This window comes from Pseudanabaena sp. BC1403 (assembly GCF_002914585.1).
Taxonomy (GTDB): Bacteria; Cyanobacteriota; Cyanobacteriia; order Pseudanabaenales; family Pseudanabaenaceae; genus Pseudanabaena.
Map to the genome: position 1 here is coordinate 62,343 of NZ_PDDM01000015.1, position 17,516 is coordinate 79,858.

A 17,516-nucleotide genomic window follows, 5' to 3' on the forward strand; every position below is an offset into this window, starting at 1 on the left:
GGGATCTAGGATTCTCGACTTTGGGCTTTAATTATGATTAGCTACTTACATACTGTTTTTTCGCAAAGCGATGTAGGCTAATCTGAAAGTCGCTGTAAATTTAATATTGAGGTTTTACAAGTTTTGATTACAACTACACCATCAAGCTTTGTCGCCTCTGATTTCCCAGCTATTTGCGGAAACGAAGACGTAATTCAACGCGCTGTGCAAGATGATGCACCAGTATTTCTATCTAATAACAATCTTCGCCTTGAAGAGATTACCTCAGCCTTTGCCTGTGCATTGCATATGCATCAGCCGACTATTCCCGCAGGAGCAAATGGAGCGCTAATTTGTAATCTGCAAAATATGTTTGAACATCAGGGCGAAGGTGATAACCACAACGCTTCTGTGTTTGCATGGTGCTATAGCCGTATGGGAGATTTTATCCCCCAATTAGTTGCAGAGGGCAGCAATCCTCGGATTATGTTGGACTATTCAGGAAATCTGCTCTGGGGATTGCAGCAAATGCAACGCCATGACATTTTGGATAATCTTAAACGCATTACCTGCGATCGCCAATATCAACCCTATGTAGAATGGCTGGGTACGATGTGGAGTCATGCGGTAATTCCATCTACGCCAATTCCCGATGTGAAGCTACATATTCAAGCATGGCAAAGTCATTTTGCCTCGATTTTTGGCATTGATGCTCTGAAGCGTGTTAAAGGTTTTTCTCCGCCAGAGATGCATCTTCCCAATCATCCCGACACTCTCTATGAATACATCAAAGCACTAAAAGAATGTGGCTATCGTTGGCTCATGGTTCAAGAACATTCCGTGGAATGTCTTGATGGTTCAGGACTAACTCAAGATCAGAAATATTTACCTAATCGCTTAGTGGCGATGAATTCCAATGGCGAATCGATTAGTATCACTGCGCTAATTAAAACTCAAGGCTCAGATACGAAGCTTGTCGCTCAAATGCAGCCTTATCATGAGGCAAAAGGTCGTAGCAAACAGATGCTTGGTAATATTTCCGTACCTTCTCTCGTTTCGCAAATTGCCGATGGTGAGAATGGAGGCGTGATGATGAACGAATTTCCCCGTGATTATCCTTTGGTCTGGGATCAACTTAAAAATAATGGTCGTGGAAGTTCAGGTGTTGTGGGACTAAATGGAACTGAATATCTCGAAATGATCGAAGCGGCTGGTGTCAGTCCCCTTGATTACCCTGCCATTCAAGCAGTTCAACAGTATAAAGTCTGGAATAGGGTAGATCAAAGCTGCGATCGCAATAATCTCAATACTGCCGCAGTGGAAAGTGCAATTACCGAGCTAAAAGCGAGCGACCATCAATTCCACATGGATGGCGCATCATGGACAAATAGTATGAGTTGGGTGCATGGCTACGAAAATGTATTGGAGCCAATGAATAAACTCAGTGCCAAGTTCCATGAAAAATACGATCCACTCGTAGCGCAAGATCCCTCAATTACTACGCGATCGGATTACCAGCAAGCTTTGCTCTACAATCTCTTGGTTCAAACCAGTTGCTTCCGCTATTGGGGACAGGGAACATGGACAGACTATGCTCGTGAACTCTATCGACGTGGCGAAGCTTTGTAATTCAAAGTTAGCTGTAGCCCAGATTTTGCTTTGTCCCAATCCTCAAAATGACAACACCATTTTAAGAATCCAAAGGTCTTACTAGCTGATGTTATACCAATTCACAAAAGTGTGACAACACTTCTGTATCCCCCAACCCCTTCTCCTTGCAAGGAGAAGGGGAGCCAGAGCTTTTTCTTGTTCCCCTCTCCTTTGCAAGGAGAGGGTCTAGGGTGAGGTTTTAGAAACTTCCACGTAATATCAGTTAATAACTCTCTTTTAAAGCAAAGCATTAGAGCGTCTGATTTCTTGACCTTCGATAATTGTGTGGAGCTGCCAACTAGGGTCAGTATCAGGGAAATCGGAACGATAATGAGCACCGCGACTTTCGGTGCGAAATAGAGCCGATCGCATTAACAAATACGCATAGTCCGCCAGATTGCGGGTTTCGATCCATAGGCGTGAAGGTTCAGCAAGTTCCGCTAATTCAGTTTGCCATGCAGAAATTTGGGTCAAAGCAATTTCTAATTCAGATTGAATTCGACAGATTCCTGCCGCTTGCCAACTCAGATTTTGAATCCCATATTTAATCTCTTGAATAGTTGCCGAATAATTATGATCTTCTAATTTGGGTGCGATCGCCTTCGGAACATTAAAAACATGAGTTTGCTGAGAGCAGACCTGTTCTGCCAAACGTTCCCCAAATACAAAGCATTCCAAAAGAGAATTGCTCGCTAGGCGGTTAGCGCCATGTACGCCTGTACTGGCAGTTTCCCCAACTGCATACAGCCCCGCAATGGAAGTGGCTCCATAGGAGTCCACGACAATACCGCCCATACAATAATGGGCTGCGGGAGTTACAGGAATCGGGGCGGAGAAAATATCAATTTGCCACTGCTGACAGATTTTGATGATATTGGGAAAGCGATGGGCGATTCTCTCACTAGGAATTGACTGTAAATCCAGAAATACTGTGGGTTCTTTGGTTTTCTGGAGATGGTTAAATATGGCTCGACTGACAACATCTCTAGGAGCTAGTTCGCCCTTGGGATGATAATTAAATGCAAAGCGATCGCCTTGATGGTCGATCAAATGCGCCCCTTCTCCACGCACTGCTTCGCTGATGAGAAATCTTGGGGCGTTAGGCAAAGCGAGGGCAGTTGGATGAAACTGTACAAATTCTATATCTCGAATCATGGCTCCTGCACGCCATGCGATCGCGACACCATCACCTGTGCTCGATGGTGGATTAGTATTTTGCGAAAATACTTGAGCACCGCCACCTGTTGCCAAGACTACCACTGGCGAAATCAAGCAGCTAATTTCCTGCTCTTGATCTAGATAAAAAACACCGCCACAGCGTCCTTGTTCTAAGTAAAGATCTAACACTAGGGTAGTACTCAAAATCTCAATACTAGGACTTTGCAGTACTGCTGCTGCAAGTTTTGACACCAACGCTCGACCTGTAGTATCTGCTGAGTGCAATACCCTACGTCTCGAGTGGGCAGCTTCTAAGGTTAATGCCAAGCTGCCATCTTCATCGCGATCGAAGTCTACGCCCAAGGCGATCAGTTGTTGAATTTGTCGAGGTGCGGCGTTAACCAATACATCTACTGCCTCGGTTTCACATAAACCAACTCCAGCGACCAATGTATCTTTGCCGTGAAACTGGGGTGCATCATTTTTGTCGATAACTGCTGCAATCCCACCTTGCGCCCAGTCACTAGCTGAAGTTGACAAGTTATCTTTAGTCACTAAACCAACCCGCCAGTTTGGTGCTAAATCTGTAAGTCGTAGCGCAGTATAAAGTCCAGCAGCACCGCTGCCGATGATCAAAGCATCAAACCTTGTTTGGTTCATTAAGTAAAGCCATGTAGTCAATAATCGACATTATCTCACTAGATCAAGATCATTGTTTTGGGGCAATTATGATTTCTACAGCAGCAGTTCTCATTATAAAAATTGGTTGTTTGAAAGCCCGCCGTTGGCGGGCTTTCAAACAACCAATTTTGGTGTTTCCAGCGCCGAAGGCGCTGGAAACACCAAAATTGGTTTCATAATGAGAATTGCTGTTTCTACAGCAAACAAGGAGAAGGTCTAGGGGTGTGTTTCGTGGAACGCAGATGATAATCTCTTGCTGGTAGCGAAGCAGGGTAACCACGGGGGAATTGCCCCTAACCCAAAATTTATGCCAAAGCACAAAGTGGCGTAGCCACTTTGTGCTTTTAAAACCCTTACAGGGTTTGCTTTTTATTTCACAGAAGTGTTGTCACACTTTTGTGAATTGGTATTAGAGGTTTCCGTAGGGGCAGCGGATGGTGCGTGCCAGCCCCCAACCTATGTCATTACAGGAATTCCTTCCACGTAACGTTAGGAATTAAGTTGCTTAAAGTATGTTCGGGCAAAGGCTTTGGATCAACATATTTAGCTCTTTGAGCTTTACAGGTTTACTGATATATTCGGTTGCTCCAGCATTTAGGCATTTTTCGCGATCGCCTGGCATTGCTAATGCTGTCATGGCAACAATCGGAATATGATTGCCTCCCAATTGCCGAATCTGCTGGATTGCCTCTAAACCATTCATAACTGGCATCTGAATATCCATCAAAATAATATCAGGATGATGTGTTTGGTTCATATCAACTGCTTCTTGTCCATTTTCGGCAACTATCAAACGATATCCATGAGCTTTGAGATAGCTAGAGATGGTTTCGATGTTTGCCTGATGATCTTCTGCTAGCAAAATTAAGCGCGATCGCATGGATACTTCCTCAGATTTAAGTTCTAGATTGAGCGGATTCTGTGCGATCGGTTTAGGAGTAATTCGAGGGGATTCGTCACAGGGGAGAGCAACTGTAAATTGACTTCCTCTTCCAAATTCGCTACTTACTTCTACTGTGCCTCCATGCAGTTCCACAATGCGTTGGACGAGGGCAAGCCCTAGTCCAGTACCCTCATATTTGCGGTTTAAAGAGCTATCAATTTGCACAAAGCGCTGAAATAGTTTATCAAGATGTTCAGGAGCAATGCCAATGCCAGTATCAATTACACTAATCCGAACGGAAGACTGATTAGTGCTTTTAACAGGCGGTTCATGGGTCACCGTCAAGCTCACACTTCCATTCTCTGGAGTGAATTTCACAGCATTGTTGAGTAGATTAATTAGAACTTGGAGAATGCGCCGTTCATCTAACATGAGGTTAGGTAGATTTGGGGCAATCTCTGCGGAAATCTGAATCTGCTTTTGAGAAGCTTGGGGTTGAATAAATGCGATACTGGACTGGCAAAGCTGCGAGATCGCAGTTGATGTATAGCTTAATTTCAAATATCCAGACTCAATCATGCTTAAATCAATGATGTCGTTGATGAGACTTAATAAATGATTGCCGCTACTCTCGATAGTTTGCAAAGCATCTCGCTGTTCATTATTAATCTCCCCAAACATTTCTTCTTGCAAAATTTCCGTCATTCCCAAAACGGCATTGAGAGGAGTACGAAGTTCGTGACTCATTGTAGCAAGAAACTCGTCCTTGAGACGATTTGCCCGAGTTAATTCTTCGTTGGTGCTTTCTATCTTTTGCAACTGTTGACTCAGTTGTTGATCGCGAGATGTGAGCTGCTCAGCCATACTGTTAAAACCTTCAGCTAAGATCCCCACTTCATCTTGGGCATCAACAGCAATGCGGATCGCTAAGTTCCCTGTGGCTAGCTCTTCGGCAGCTTTGGTCAATCTTTTGATGCGGCGACTGAGAGATTGGGTAATCTGAAAACCTCCGATGGTTACGGCTACGATCAAAATACTTCCCAATGCACCAAAGCTACCTACAACAATCCATAATCGCTGTCCAGCCTGTTCTATCTCTTGTGTAGATTTCAATACAGCAATTTTGAGGGTTGCTTGATCAAAGCTTGGGAGTTCAATGGTTTTAATCAAGTATTCTGAGCCTCTAACCATGATCTTTGTGGGAGGATTATCAGCTTCAGGAAATTGCCAAGCCCGATCGCGATCAAGCGGCAAGGTCGCAGCGGTTATGCGATCGCGCTTAAAAGTCACCAGTTCGATGGATGTATCACCACGAATTGACTGGAGCAGGGTGTCGTCAATGGCAATCCCATCAACTAATCCAGCTAATACTTTTTGAGATGATTTGATCGAGATCAATACCACCATTGTTGTTGGAGATCCATCCTTGCCAAAAGCAAAGCCAGACAACTCCAACCCTGTCTTGGCAGCAATGTTGATGGCGGTGTCCTCTAATGTGATCTGTCCTAAAGTTCCTAGCTGAGAAGACACTAAAATTTGACCATCCGCGTCAATAATTCTTAGCAAATCTAGTTTTAAAGCAGCTTGAAGGGGTAGCACTTTTCTGAGGAGTAAGTCACGATCGCCAGCCTCAACTGCATTGATAACTTCTTTCTCTTCACTCACCAAGCGAGTTTTTAATTTGAGTGTTTCTTGCCTTTGCTTAAGTGATTCTTGCAGTAACCCACCTAGATCTATGATTTCCTTCTGAGCCGATTGTTCTAAATTGTTTCTGGCAAAATAACCAAAGCCGACAGTTCCAGCAGTCCATAGGCTTAGGAACGCCAATAACAGAGGTGATAGCAATTTGAGGGAAACTGGTAACCGCGTATATCTAGCTTTGATTGCCATACATTGCTCTTATTTTTTTGCGCTGGAGTTCACAGCAATAAAACCAGACTGCTCTATGGCATTTATTCCTGACGAACTGAAGATGTATTCTATAAAAGTTTGGGTAGCCTCTGAAGGATTTTTATGCCAAATCATTGAAATCTCTCTCACCATTACATACTTACCTGCTTTGACATTTTCTGGTGTCGGTTCAATCCCATTAAGGATGAGGCGGTTAACGGGCAGCTTTTGAGAAACTGCCTGAGCAACAGAAAAAGTGCCAATACTGTAAGGTGTGCTTTGGATGGTCTTGATCAATTCCCCCTCTTTACGGAGCACGACTGCTTCTGGTGAATTCTTTAACTCTGATCCTAGGTAATGTTTGCGAAGTAGTCGTTTGGCTGATTCATCTTCTGGGCGATCGAGCAGCACTATTTTTGCATCGGGCCCCCCTAGTTGCTTCCAGTTGGTTACAGTTCCACTATAAATGCCTTTGAGGTCTTCGGTGGTAAGATTCTTAACACCCGTAACGCTAGGGTGAGTGGCAACCACAAGCGCATCTTTGGCGACTTCACGGACTTCCAAAGTCCCATCATTTTCTTTTGGCTTTAATACTTTAGAAATTACCCCGACATCGACAACTTTCAGTTTAACCCCATCAATGATATTTTCAGATTGCCCTGGTTCTAATTGCGTAATTTTGACAGTGTTGGCAGTACTTGTGTAGCTAGTTATAAGTACATTTAGCAGGTTGACGGTGCTGCTTGACCCGCCCACTTTAAGCGAGGCTTGGGTTTGATTTGCCGCAGTTGTGGTCGTTGTTGGTTTGGGGGCAATAGTTTCGGGCGTGCAACTAGAAAGTCCTTGCAACGCGATCGCACTTAAAGTGAGGACAACTAATTTTTGAAGCATTCTGTAAATTTTTTTTAATTTCAGTATGATACTTTATTTTAAAAGCCAATTTCTAGGAAAATCCACCAATGGCGGGTTTTCCTAAAAATCGGCTTTATTAGTTTTAGCGCTCAACAATTTGGAACTGGCGATTGAGTAAATTCATGCTTGCGGAAATGCTCAAACTCATGGCGAGATATACTCCCATGATAATCAGAATCACATTTACAGGTCTGCCAGTTTGATTAATTGTTGTAGATGCTATTCGATAAATATCGGTATAACCGATCGCGATCGCCAGACTAGAATTTTTAGCAATGTTCACATATTGACTAGTCAACGATGGAATAATGACGCGCAATGCTTGTGGTAAAACAATTTTTCGCATTGTTTGGAAGTTACTTAATCCCAAAGCTTTAGCAGCTTCCGTTTGACCTTTAGGAACTGAGAGAATTCCACCACGCACAATTTCAGCAATGAAGGCACTGGAAAACATGGTTAAGCCTAGGACTAGAGCGCAAAACTCCGAACTCAAAGTCATTTTTAAAGCCGCGATCGTGATGCCATCTTTAGCGAGAGTAGCAAATCCCAACGAGATGCGATCGCTAGCAGATGGAAGCGTCAAAAAGATGGCTGAGTACCAGAAAAATAGTTGTAATAGTAGTGGTGTATTACGGAGGATTTCCACATAAACCCGCGCAAGTTGCTTGACTAGCCAATTATTCGACAGCCGCGAAACTCCAACCGTTACTCCAACAACTGTGGCGGAAATAATACTGACAGCGATCGCTTTCAGAGAATTCAGCAATCCGACCTGCAAAGCAACCGTATAACTATCCGAAGCCTTATAAGGGAATGGCGAATCGGCAATGTCAAAGGAGGCAGGATCGCCGAGAAAATCAAAGCTAATCGCTAGCCCTGAATTTCGCATGTTTCTAGCAAGGGTATTCCATGCCAAAATGCTGCAAGTAATTACGATCACTAAAAAAATTAATTGGGTGATCGTGCGCCAATTCCAGAAATTTGTCTTTAAATTATTTTGCCAACTTGTCGCGAACTTCGTATTACTTGCAGGCATTGCCCGAATCGCTCCTAAAACTTACTTTTAATACCAATTCACAAAAGTGTGACAACACTTCTGTGAATTAAAAACCAAACCCTGTAAGGGTTTTAAAAACACAAAATGGCTGCGCCAATTTGTGTTTTGGTATAATCTATGGATTTAGATTAGTTAACATTCTATTTTATTTTGTTGTGATTGCGATCTATTTCATTCCCAAACAAGTATAGCGGGTTTCATTTTGCCGTAGGCAAAATGAAAACTCCAAACCCTTATTATGTTTTTTTTTGCAAATGACTGCGTACTTATTTTATGCTACCAAAAGAGAGTTGCACCGCAACTCTCTTTTGGTTTGACTGGCTGTAGCTATATGATAATTATGTAGTATCCATTTTTAGCAATTAGGTCATGTCAGATTCGTTAATCAAAATAGCCGTTGTTGGGGATGTTCATGATTTGTGGCAGCCTGTTGAGGAGCGCTTAGCTCTCCAGTCTTTGGGAGTTGATTTAGTTCTATTTGTCGGTGACTTTGGTAATGAGTCAGTAGAAGTTGTAAGGGCGATCGCTAATCTTGATATTCCTAAAGCAGTTATTTTAGGCAATCATGACTCATGGTATAGCGCCTTAGATAATAGCAACAATTCCAAGAAAAACAAATGCCCATACGATCGCACTAAGGAAGATCGTGTGCAACAGCAATTAGATATTTTAGGCGAAATGCATGTCGGTTATAGTTGGTTAGACTTTCCTGAATTAAAGCTCTCCGTGGTCGGCGCACGTCCATTTAGTTGGGGAGGTTCTAAATGGAAAAAAGAAGTTTTTTATCGCGATCGCTATAACATCCAAAACTTTGCAGAATCGTCAAGACGTATTGCCGAATCTGTTGCTAATGCTGCCTATGACAAAATAATCTTTTTAGGGCATAATGGCCCTTATGGACTGGGAAATAAGGAGCATTCTATTTGTGGCAAAGATTGGAAGGTTGGCGGCGGTGACTATGGAGATCCCGATTTTGCAGAAGCGCTTTCTCAATCCTATCAAATGAAAAAAATAGTTCCCTTAGTTACATTTGGGCATATGCATCACCATTTGCATCTCAATTCTCATCGTACTCGTGACGCGATCGCAACTAACAATATGGGGACTATTTTTCTGAATGCCGCTTGTTCTCCGAGAATTGTCAAAAACAATGATACAGATTGCCGTAACTTCTCTATCGTCAGCTTAGAATCTGGTCAGATCACCCAAATATCTCTTGTATGGCTAAATTCGCACTGTCAAATAGTTAGCGAGAAGATTTTATACCAATTCTCGAAAGTATAGCCACACTTTCGAGAATTAAAACTAAACCCCAAAATGCAAAGCGCCCACTTAGTGGGCGCTTTGCATTTTGGGGTTTTAAGCTTTTTTGCCTACTCCAATTTAAGGAACGGATACAACATCTAGTAATCGCTGAATAATCTTCTTAGGTGATCGCCTTCCTGCCGCCATAATGCGATGTCCTAAAACGAAGGGGGCAAGGAACTTCACATCATCAGGTAAAACATAATCAGACTTGCGATCGCGATCGAGCATTTGCTTAATAAAGGCATAACTCTGAGCTGATCGCAGCAACGCCGTCGTACCTCTAGGACTTACGCCAAGGGTGATTTCTTCATCATTACGAGTCGCACGGACAACATTAACAATATATTGGCTAGTCGCATCACTGACAGGAACTTTGGCGCAAAATTGCCGAATTTCTAGTACTTCTTCAGGAGTGATACAAGCTTCTAATTGAGCAGAACCAATTTTTCCGACCTGCATCCGTTTCAGCATTTCCAACTCTTCTGCTTCGTTGGGATAGCCAATGCTGAAAGACAAGGCAAAGCGATCAAGCTGAGCCTCGGGTAAAGGGAAAGTCCCTTGATATTCAATCGGGTTTTGAGTTGCGATCGCAAAAAATGGTGAGGGAACTTTCCGTGATATGCCATCAACGGTGACTTGACTCTCTTCCATTACCTCTAGCAATGCTGACTGGGTTCGTGGAGTCGCCCGATTAATTTCATCAGCTAGCAACACATTTGCAAATACTGGCCCTGGCAAAAACTGAAATTCACCTTTTTGGGGATTCCAAATATTTGTCCCCGTAATATCGGTGGGCAATAGATCGGGAGTGCATTGCACACGCTGAAATTTTCCAGATATAGAAGCAGCCAGTGATTTGGCGAGTAAGGTCTTGCCCACTCCAGGCACATCTTCTAGTAATGCATGACCACCTGAGAATAGTGCTACCAAGACCAGCTGGATGGCCTCATCTTTACCAACGATCGCCTTCGCCAGATTATCAACTAACTGTTGTACTTTGAGTTGCTTTTCCATGTTCCCCATCAAGCTTGTGAAGATCGAATTTTGCAATATTTGTCATACTAGCCTATTGCGGCTCGCTTGCCCACGAAAGCAGTAGAGGCAATTCATGAATTGCCTCTACTGCTTTCGTGGGCGTGGATCTGCTAGAATCTACAGTGTGAGGACTAAGGAGTTACATGGCTGGATATACGCTGATTTTAGCGATTTTGATCTTAGGAGGCATGATCGCAACTTTAGGCGATCGCATTGGCACTAAGGTTGGAAAAGCACGGCTTAGTATATTCAAATTGAGGCCGCGTGACACTGCCACAGTCGTCACAATCGCTACAGGAGGAATGATTTCCGCCTCAACCTTAGGAATTTTATTGCTATTAAGCGGACAGCTACGGGATGGATTATTTCGCCTCGAAAGTATTCGCTCAGAGCTATCTAGTAGCCAAGAACAAAAGCAAAAAATCGAAGTCGAACTAAATGCCGCGAAAACCGAACAGGAAAAAGCTCAACAACGTTTAGGGGAAATTAATAAGTCTTTAGTTCAAGCTTTGCGGAAACAGGCGGAGACTCAGGCCTTATTACAGTCAGTCGAGAGCAAATTTGCCCAAGCTGACGAGCAACTCCAAAAAGCCTCGCAGCAGGAAGCCGACCTTCGCGATCGCATCCAGAGCTTGAGTGCAGAGCAAGAAAATCTCCAAGCCGAAAGTAATCAGCTTCGGGATGAAAAAGATCGAATATCCACAGAGCTTGCCAGTATTTCCCGCGATCGCGAAACTCTAAAACAAAGAGTCGATGAATCAGAGCAACGCTTAGTAGAAATCGAAAAACAACGGGTAGCTCTTGGCTCAGAAGTTGCATCTTTAGAATCCGCTAGGGAGCAATTGCTGATCAGTCTTGAAGCTCTACGTAAGGGTAACGTTGCTATTTTTGCCGACCAAATTTTATCAATAGGGGTTGTGCGCCCCAATCTGAGCCAAGCTGAGTTACGTCAAGCCAGTAGCCAACTAATCCTCCAAGCCGAGCGAAATGCCCGTGAACTGTTAGATTTTCTTCCTAATCAAGCCCCCCAAGAACCAGTCATTAAAATTACGGAAGCACAGATCGAGGGACTACTCAATCGGATCAAAGATGGAAAAAGCTATGTGATTCGTATTCTTTCCGCTGGTAATTTTCTAAAACGCGAAACCAGAGTTGCGATCGCTGCTGATGTCACCCTAAATCGCCAAATATTTGCGGCTGGCGCGGAAATTGCCTCCCTACAATTTGCCCCTGACCTATCACCACAGGCCCTCGCATCGAGGGTTGAGCAACTATTTTTGTTAGTTAGTTTTCGTGCTCGTCGTGAGGGAGTTCTAGCTAACCCAATTACAGGCAAAGTCGGCAATTTCCCCCCTGACGCTTTGACTGAGCTTTTTAAAGTAGTGAGTGAGCTTAAGACTCCCTATGAAATTAAGGCTGTAGCCAAGGAAGCTATTTTTCCTGCGAGTTCTCTGATTTTAGAGCTAGTTATTCGTCAAAATGGTGTTGAAATTGGGCGATTTAGTTAGCAATTTGCGGTTTAGTTAGATTATGACAAGCTTTACTTTCTTTCAAAGTCTACGAAATACTGCTTTTGCAAGACTCTATGCTGCTCAAACAATTAGTTTGTTTGGTGATGCTTTAACATGGTTAGGGTTAGCTTTACTGGCTTTTGAGTTGGCGGGGAAAGATAGTGGAGTCGTCCTTTCGGTAGCGCTGACTTTAAGAGTGACGGCTTTTGTGATCTTATCTCCACTAGCAGGGGCGATCGCCGATCGCCTAGATCGCAAGAATATTCTCATCATTACCCACATAGCGCGTATGGCGATCGTGGGAACACTCCCATTTGTAAATGCAATTTGGCAGATTTATGTCTTAGTTTTTGCTCTAAATGTATTCAATGCTTTTTTTACACCCACCTATCAAGCCACCATTCCTTTAGTAACTGGGAAAAAAGATTATGCACAGGCGATCGCGCTTTCGGCGGCTACCTATCATTTATTAGGGGTGCTAGGTCCTGGGCTTGCAGGAGGCATCTCGAATTGGTTCGGAGCAAGACAGATATTTTTTTTAGATGCAATTTCATTTTTTATCGCCGCAATTTTAATTTTTACAATTCCCAGTCAACTTAAAGTACAGCAAAATGAAAATATTGAGGCAAATGCAGGTGTTGTTCGTAAAATTTTAAACGATATTAAAGAGGGAACCACCCGCCTATTTGGAGATCAATTTATTCGATATGCGCTCTTATTACAACTTGTAGCCTCGATCGCTGGCGCACAAATTTTAGTTAATACAGTTGGCTATGTGCAGGGAAATTTAAAGTTTGGCAACTTGGAATATGGTTGGGTGATGTCTGCATTTGGGATTGGCGCAACTATAGCTGCCCTGATGGTTGGGGCTATTGGCAAAAAATGGGAACGCACAACCTTAGCCGCTTTAGGCGCAGTCCTGATTACGGCAGTAATCCTTCCTGCTAATTATGTGAGCTTGGCTCCTTTAATGTTGCTGTGGGCGATCGCAGGTATAGGGCAAGTTCTGGTAAACCTTCCGACTCAGACTTTAATTGCCGATCTCATTCCTAGCAACTTACAAGGTCGAGTCTATGGCGCACATTTTGCATGGAGTCATCTATGGTGGGCGATCGCCTACCCGATCGCAGGTTGGTTAGGCAGTCACACTGACAATCAATCTTTTTTGTATGGAGGCTTAATCGGATTTGTGCTGTTTGCGGGAGTGCAATTACGATTAGCGCCAAAAAACCACGAACATGAACACGAATATTTATCCCACGAACACGAGCATTATCATGATAACCCTCATCAGCACGAACATCCTGAAGGAATATTGGTAACTGAGCCACATATCCATACTTATGAGCATTTACCGATGCGCCATCGCCACGCTCACTATGCGGACATTCACCATTTACACAGCTACTAAAAAATGATTCAGTTTTTGACAACTCTGCGCATAGAAGCAAGTTCTTCAGCTAAAAATTTGCGATAAAGCTTGGGTAAAAAAGGTGTCATTAAATTATCTTCAATTCCGTCGCCTAAGCTAGTCCAAACCCCAGACAACTCAACCAAAGCATCTTCAACCCGATCTTTTTTAAGTAAAGTTAGGATGTCAGTATTCCATTGGTGATGATCTTTTAGCCAGCGATAGACAACTATATCTTGGTATTCTGGCTTAAAGCTATAAATTACACCATCAGGAGTTTCATAGGGATTGGGATGATATTTAGAAGCTTTTTCTAGCCAAGTAGAGGTTAGAAATTGGTATCGCCCTGATGCTGTCGAACATTTCCCTTTATTCACTTGAGTTTTGATCGGGATACATTGATCAGGGTGTTGACTCAAATCATGGACATGATCGCCACCGTATAAAAGCGCATAGGTGTTTTTACCACTGGACTCGCTTGCAGAAATAGTTCTCATCAAAGCACGAATATGGGGATCACCAGTGGTCATGACCAGTGGCGGTACATCTTCGGAAACTTGCAGATATTTGGTGTTTCTGAGGATATTCTGGGCATTTTGAATGAACCAGACTAAGGCAACTAGGCTCAGAATTGAGGCAATATCCCAAATCTTTTGCTTTTTGCTATATGCCTTATTTTCGCTATTTTGATTATTTTTTTGTTTAGAACGATAGAAGAACATAGAGATAATCTTTAAATAACCTGTCTGCGTTTCAAGGTATAGATTCCCTTAAAAAGGGAAGAGAATTTTCTTCTTCTCCATTTTAAGGGGGATTGAGGGGGATCTTAGGTAACTCATGGTATGACGGATAACTTGTGTGTGAGGGTTCCACCTCATACAGGTTATTTAACTAATACCTGAGAACGCTCATCTACCTCAATTTCTTCCTCAAGCTTGGTCGCTTGTTGTTTAGGAATCATGAACTTACCAAACTTGGCATAGATAGCAGGAATTACCAACAGAGTTAAGGCGGTAGAGGTAAACAAGCCACCTAAAACCACGATCGCTAAAGGCTGGAGAATCTCATTCCCAGAATCACCAGCTAACACTAGAGGCAATGTCCCCAATGCCGAGGTCAGAGCGGTCATCAAAATGGCATCAATTCTTTCTAGGGAACCTTTGACAATTGTTTCTTTGAGAGGGATGCCTTGGGCAAATTTGTTGTTGTAGTTGTCTACAAGCAGTAAGCCATTACGGACAGCCACACCAAAAAGGGTAATGAAGCCCACAAGAGAAGCAACGGACATGACCCCGCCACTGAGGATGATCGAGACTATGCCTCCCACCAAAGCTAAAGGCAGATTGAGCATAATCGCGATCGTAGCAGGGAGGGATTTCACCGAGAAGAACATCAAAACCGCAATGACGATCGCTGCCAAAATACTAAATATTAGCAAGTTATTTGTGGCTCGTTGTTCCGATTCAAACTGACCGCCATACTTGATGAAATAACCATTAGGCAACTTCACTTGTTGATTAATTTGAGCTTGAATATCACCGACCACACTGCCCAGATCACGCTCAGCAACATTGGCAGAGACGACAATCAGCCGTGAGACATTTTCTCGGTTCACAACATTAGCTCCCATACCATAATCAACCTTGGCTACATCTTGAAGAGAAATAGTTTGTCCAGTGGGGGTAGTAATAGGGATATTGCGAATCGCATCTAAGTTACTACGACTATTTTCTGCTAAGGATACGGTGATATCAATTAGTTGTTGGTTGTCAGCAACTTGGGATACTACTCGACCATTGAGTGCTATTTCCACCACCTCCGAGAGTTGCTCCATGCTAAGTCCATAAGTGGCAGCAGCAGGGCGGTTATATTGGATTTTCACTTGGCGAATTGGTAGTTGCGGTTCTAGCTGGAGATCGACAACCCCTTTAATCGGCTGAATCACATCCCGCACTTGTTCGCCAATCTTCCGAAGTTCGGCTAGATCGGAACCAAAGATTTTGACGGCGATCGCACTTCTAACACCCGATAGAACTTCATCCATACGATGCGAAATAAATCCACCAATATTTGAAGCTACTCCTGGCAATTTATTAAAAGCCTCTCGTAGTTGTTTAATGCTAGATTCTCGGTCTTCCAAAGCGCGATCGCTCAGTTCTACATCAACGTGAGCCATACTCACCCCTGCCCCGTCAGCATCACCAGGAGCGCGTCCAGCCCGAACTTGAACCCATTCGTAGAGGGGATTATCTTTGAGGGAAGTGTACAAAGCCATCCCAGCTCGGTTAGTCATATCTAGGGAAACTCCAGGGAATAAGACCATAGAGTTAACCATTGATTTCTCTTGAAATTCTGGCAGAAATACCCGTCCTAGGGAAGGAACGATCGCAAAGGCTGCCACGAGAGAGGCTAGAGCCACACCAAGAATGATTTGGGGCGCTCGAATCGATAGATTAAGTAAGGGACGATAGAGATTTTGCGCCCAACGAGAAATCAAGGTATTTTCTTGGGGTAGGGTTTGACCTGCCAACAAAATGGTACAAAGAGCTGGGGTGAGCGTCATGGCGACAATCAAGGAAGCGGCGATCGACAGCAAATAAGCCCAACCCATCGGCGCAAAAATATTTCCTTCTACCCCTGTCAAGCTAAAAATCGGTGCGAAGACCACAATAATAATTACTGTGGAAAAAACTACAGCTAGACGCACTTCGACAAAGGCATCAAATACTACCTTAAAAGAGGGTTTTGGGTACTCTTGTTTCTGATTTTCTCGAAGCTTGCGATAACAGTTTTCCATATAGACGATCGAGTCATCGACAAAACCGCCTAGGGCAACCACTAAACCGCCTAGTGTCATGGTGTTGATCCCTAAACCGAAAGAGCGCATCATCATCATCCCAATTAACAAGGACAGGGGAATAGCACTCAAGGTAATCAGAGCCGTGCGCCAATTCATCAAAAACAGCAGCATGATTACCGAGACAATAATAATCCCTTCCACCAGAGAACTGCTGACATTGCCGATTGCCGCATCAATAAAATTAGCTTGGCGAAATGTTCGTGCTAACTGGACATCCGCAGGAAAAGTCTTTTGCAATGATGCCATCACTGCTTCTACCGATCGCGTCACCGTGGGCGTGTCGATTTCGGGCTGCTTATTGATCATCATCACGATCGCAGGTTGACCATTAAAACTGCCATCGCCACGCTTTAAGGCCGCACCAGTCTTAACCTGAGCAACATCACGCAACAGGATCGGCTTACCATCATTGACCTTCACCACTGACTGTTGCAGATCGCTAATGGAATTGACTTTACCAATCCCTCTGACTAGCACCTCTTGACCACCACCAATCAGGAAACCCGCAGGAGCACTAGAGTTTGCACCCTTAGCGGCTTCAGCTACTTCGGTGAGGGATACATTTAGCGATCGCAATTTGGCAGGATCGACTAGCACCTGTTCTTGGCGTTCATCACCGCCATAGACCGTTACCTGAGTCACCCCTGCCACTGAAAGTATTTGATTTTTGAAGGTGCTGTCAACAAGGCTGCGCAAATCCATCAATGAGGTTTTGCCTTGACCATTGACCGTAAATGCATATTGCAAAATCGTACCTAGCGGCGAAGCGAGTGGCGAAATTTCTGGCGGATGCACATTTTCAGGCAGTTGGTTAGTGACCTGTTGTAATCGCTCTGTCACCGATTGACGCGCTTTGTAAATGTCAGCATCTTGATCGAATACTACATTCACCATTGATAGCCCCACCTTGGATGATGATCGCACAATTGTCACCCCTGGTAAGCCATTGACTGCGCTCTCAATGGGGATCGTGATTTGCGATTCCACTTCTTCGGGCGCAAGTCCCGTTGCTTCGGTGTGAATATCGACTTGAGGCGGTGCAAATTCGGGGAACACATCTAGGGGCATTTGTGTAACCGTGAAAACGCCCCAAAATGTGATAAGAACTGAGCAAATGACTATCAACCAACGCTGAATGATCGATCCTTTCAATATTTGGTCTAAAAGAGAGTTAAACATTT

The 17,516-nt window shown here is 43.7% G+C and carries 11 protein-coding genes; 4 read left to right on the forward strand and 7 right to left on the reverse strand.

What is annotated here, in order from left to right; translation table 11 throughout:
* The first annotated feature begins 123 nt into the window (after window positions 1–123).
* Window positions 124–1,608 (forward strand): glycosyl hydrolase family 57, encoded by a 1,485-nt coding sequence (locus CQ839_RS14550; RefSeq protein WP_146048744.1) that lies wholly within the window; start codon window positions 124–126, stop codon window positions 1,606–1,608.
* Between the two features lie 258 nt (window positions 1,609–1,866).
* Here CQ839_RS14550 and nadB read toward each other — a convergent pair whose 3' ends face one another.
* The 4 genes from nadB to CQ839_RS14570 all read right to left on the reverse strand — a co-directional run bounded on the left by nadB (window position 1,867) and on the right by CQ839_RS14570 (window position 8,189).
* Window positions 1,867–3,447: an L-aspartate oxidase gene (gene nadB, locus CQ839_RS14555; protein ID WP_103669013.1), complete on the reverse strand. Its 1,581-nt coding sequence runs from the start codon at window positions 3,445–3,447 to the stop codon at window positions 1,867–1,869.
* Window positions 3,448–3,973: 526 nt separating this feature from the next.
* On the reverse strand, window positions 3,974–6,241 hold the full coding sequence (locus CQ839_RS14560; protein ID WP_103669014.1) for an ATP-binding protein: 2,268 nt from the start codon (window positions 6,239–6,241) through the stop codon (window positions 3,974–3,976).
* A gap of 9 nt (window positions 6,242–6,250) precedes the next feature.
* Complete coding sequence (locus tag CQ839_RS14565) at window positions 6,251–7,132, reverse strand: substrate-binding domain-containing protein (RefSeq protein ID WP_103669015.1); 882 nt, start codon at window positions 7,130–7,132, stop codon at window positions 6,251–6,253.
* A gap of 103 nt (window positions 7,133–7,235) precedes the next feature.
* Complete coding sequence (locus CQ839_RS14570; RefSeq protein WP_103669016.1) at window positions 7,236–8,189, reverse strand: ABC transporter permease subunit; 954 nt, start codon at window positions 8,187–8,189, stop codon at window positions 7,236–7,238.
* A gap of 390 nt (window positions 8,190–8,579) precedes the next feature.
* Here CQ839_RS14570 and CQ839_RS14575 point away from each other — a divergent pair, with 390 nt between their 5' ends.
* Window positions 8,580–9,494, forward strand: a complete 915-nt coding sequence (locus CQ839_RS14575) for a TIGR04168 family protein (protein ID WP_103669017.1) — start codon at window positions 8,580–8,582, stop codon at window positions 9,492–9,494.
* Window positions 9,495–9,593: 99 nt separating this feature from the next.
* Here CQ839_RS14575 and CQ839_RS14580 read toward each other — a convergent pair whose 3' ends face one another.
* A complete protein-coding gene (locus CQ839_RS14580) occupies window positions 9,594–10,532 on the reverse strand; it encodes a MoxR family ATPase (protein ID WP_103669018.1) in 939 nt (312 codons plus the stop codon).
* Window positions 10,533–10,696: 164 nt separating this feature from the next.
* On the opposite strand from CQ839_RS14580, the gene CQ839_RS14585 reads away from it, so the two are divergent.
* Complete coding sequence (locus CQ839_RS14585; protein WP_103669019.1) at window positions 10,697–12,061, forward strand: DUF3084 domain-containing protein; 1,365 nt, start codon at window positions 10,697–10,699, stop codon at window positions 12,059–12,061.
* Between the two features lie 22 nt (window positions 12,062–12,083).
* A complete protein-coding gene (locus CQ839_RS14590) occupies window positions 12,084–13,475 on the forward strand; it encodes an MFS transporter (RefSeq protein WP_103669020.1) in 1,392 nt (463 codons plus the stop codon).
* An 8-nt stretch (window positions 13,476–13,483) separates the two neighbouring features.
* Here CQ839_RS14590 and CQ839_RS14595 read toward each other — a convergent pair whose 3' ends face one another.
* Both CQ839_RS14595 and CQ839_RS14600 read right to left on the reverse strand, forming a co-directional pair.
* A complete protein-coding gene (locus tag CQ839_RS14595) occupies window positions 13,484–14,197 on the reverse strand; it encodes a glycoside hydrolase family protein (protein WP_103669021.1) in 714 nt (237 codons plus the stop codon).
* A 161-nt stretch (window positions 14,198–14,358) separates the two neighbouring features.
* A complete protein-coding gene (locus CQ839_RS14600; RefSeq protein WP_103669022.1) occupies window positions 14,359–17,514 on the reverse strand; it encodes an efflux RND transporter permease subunit in 3,156 nt (1,051 codons plus the stop codon).
* Between the last annotated feature and the right edge of the window lie 2 nt (window positions 17,515–17,516).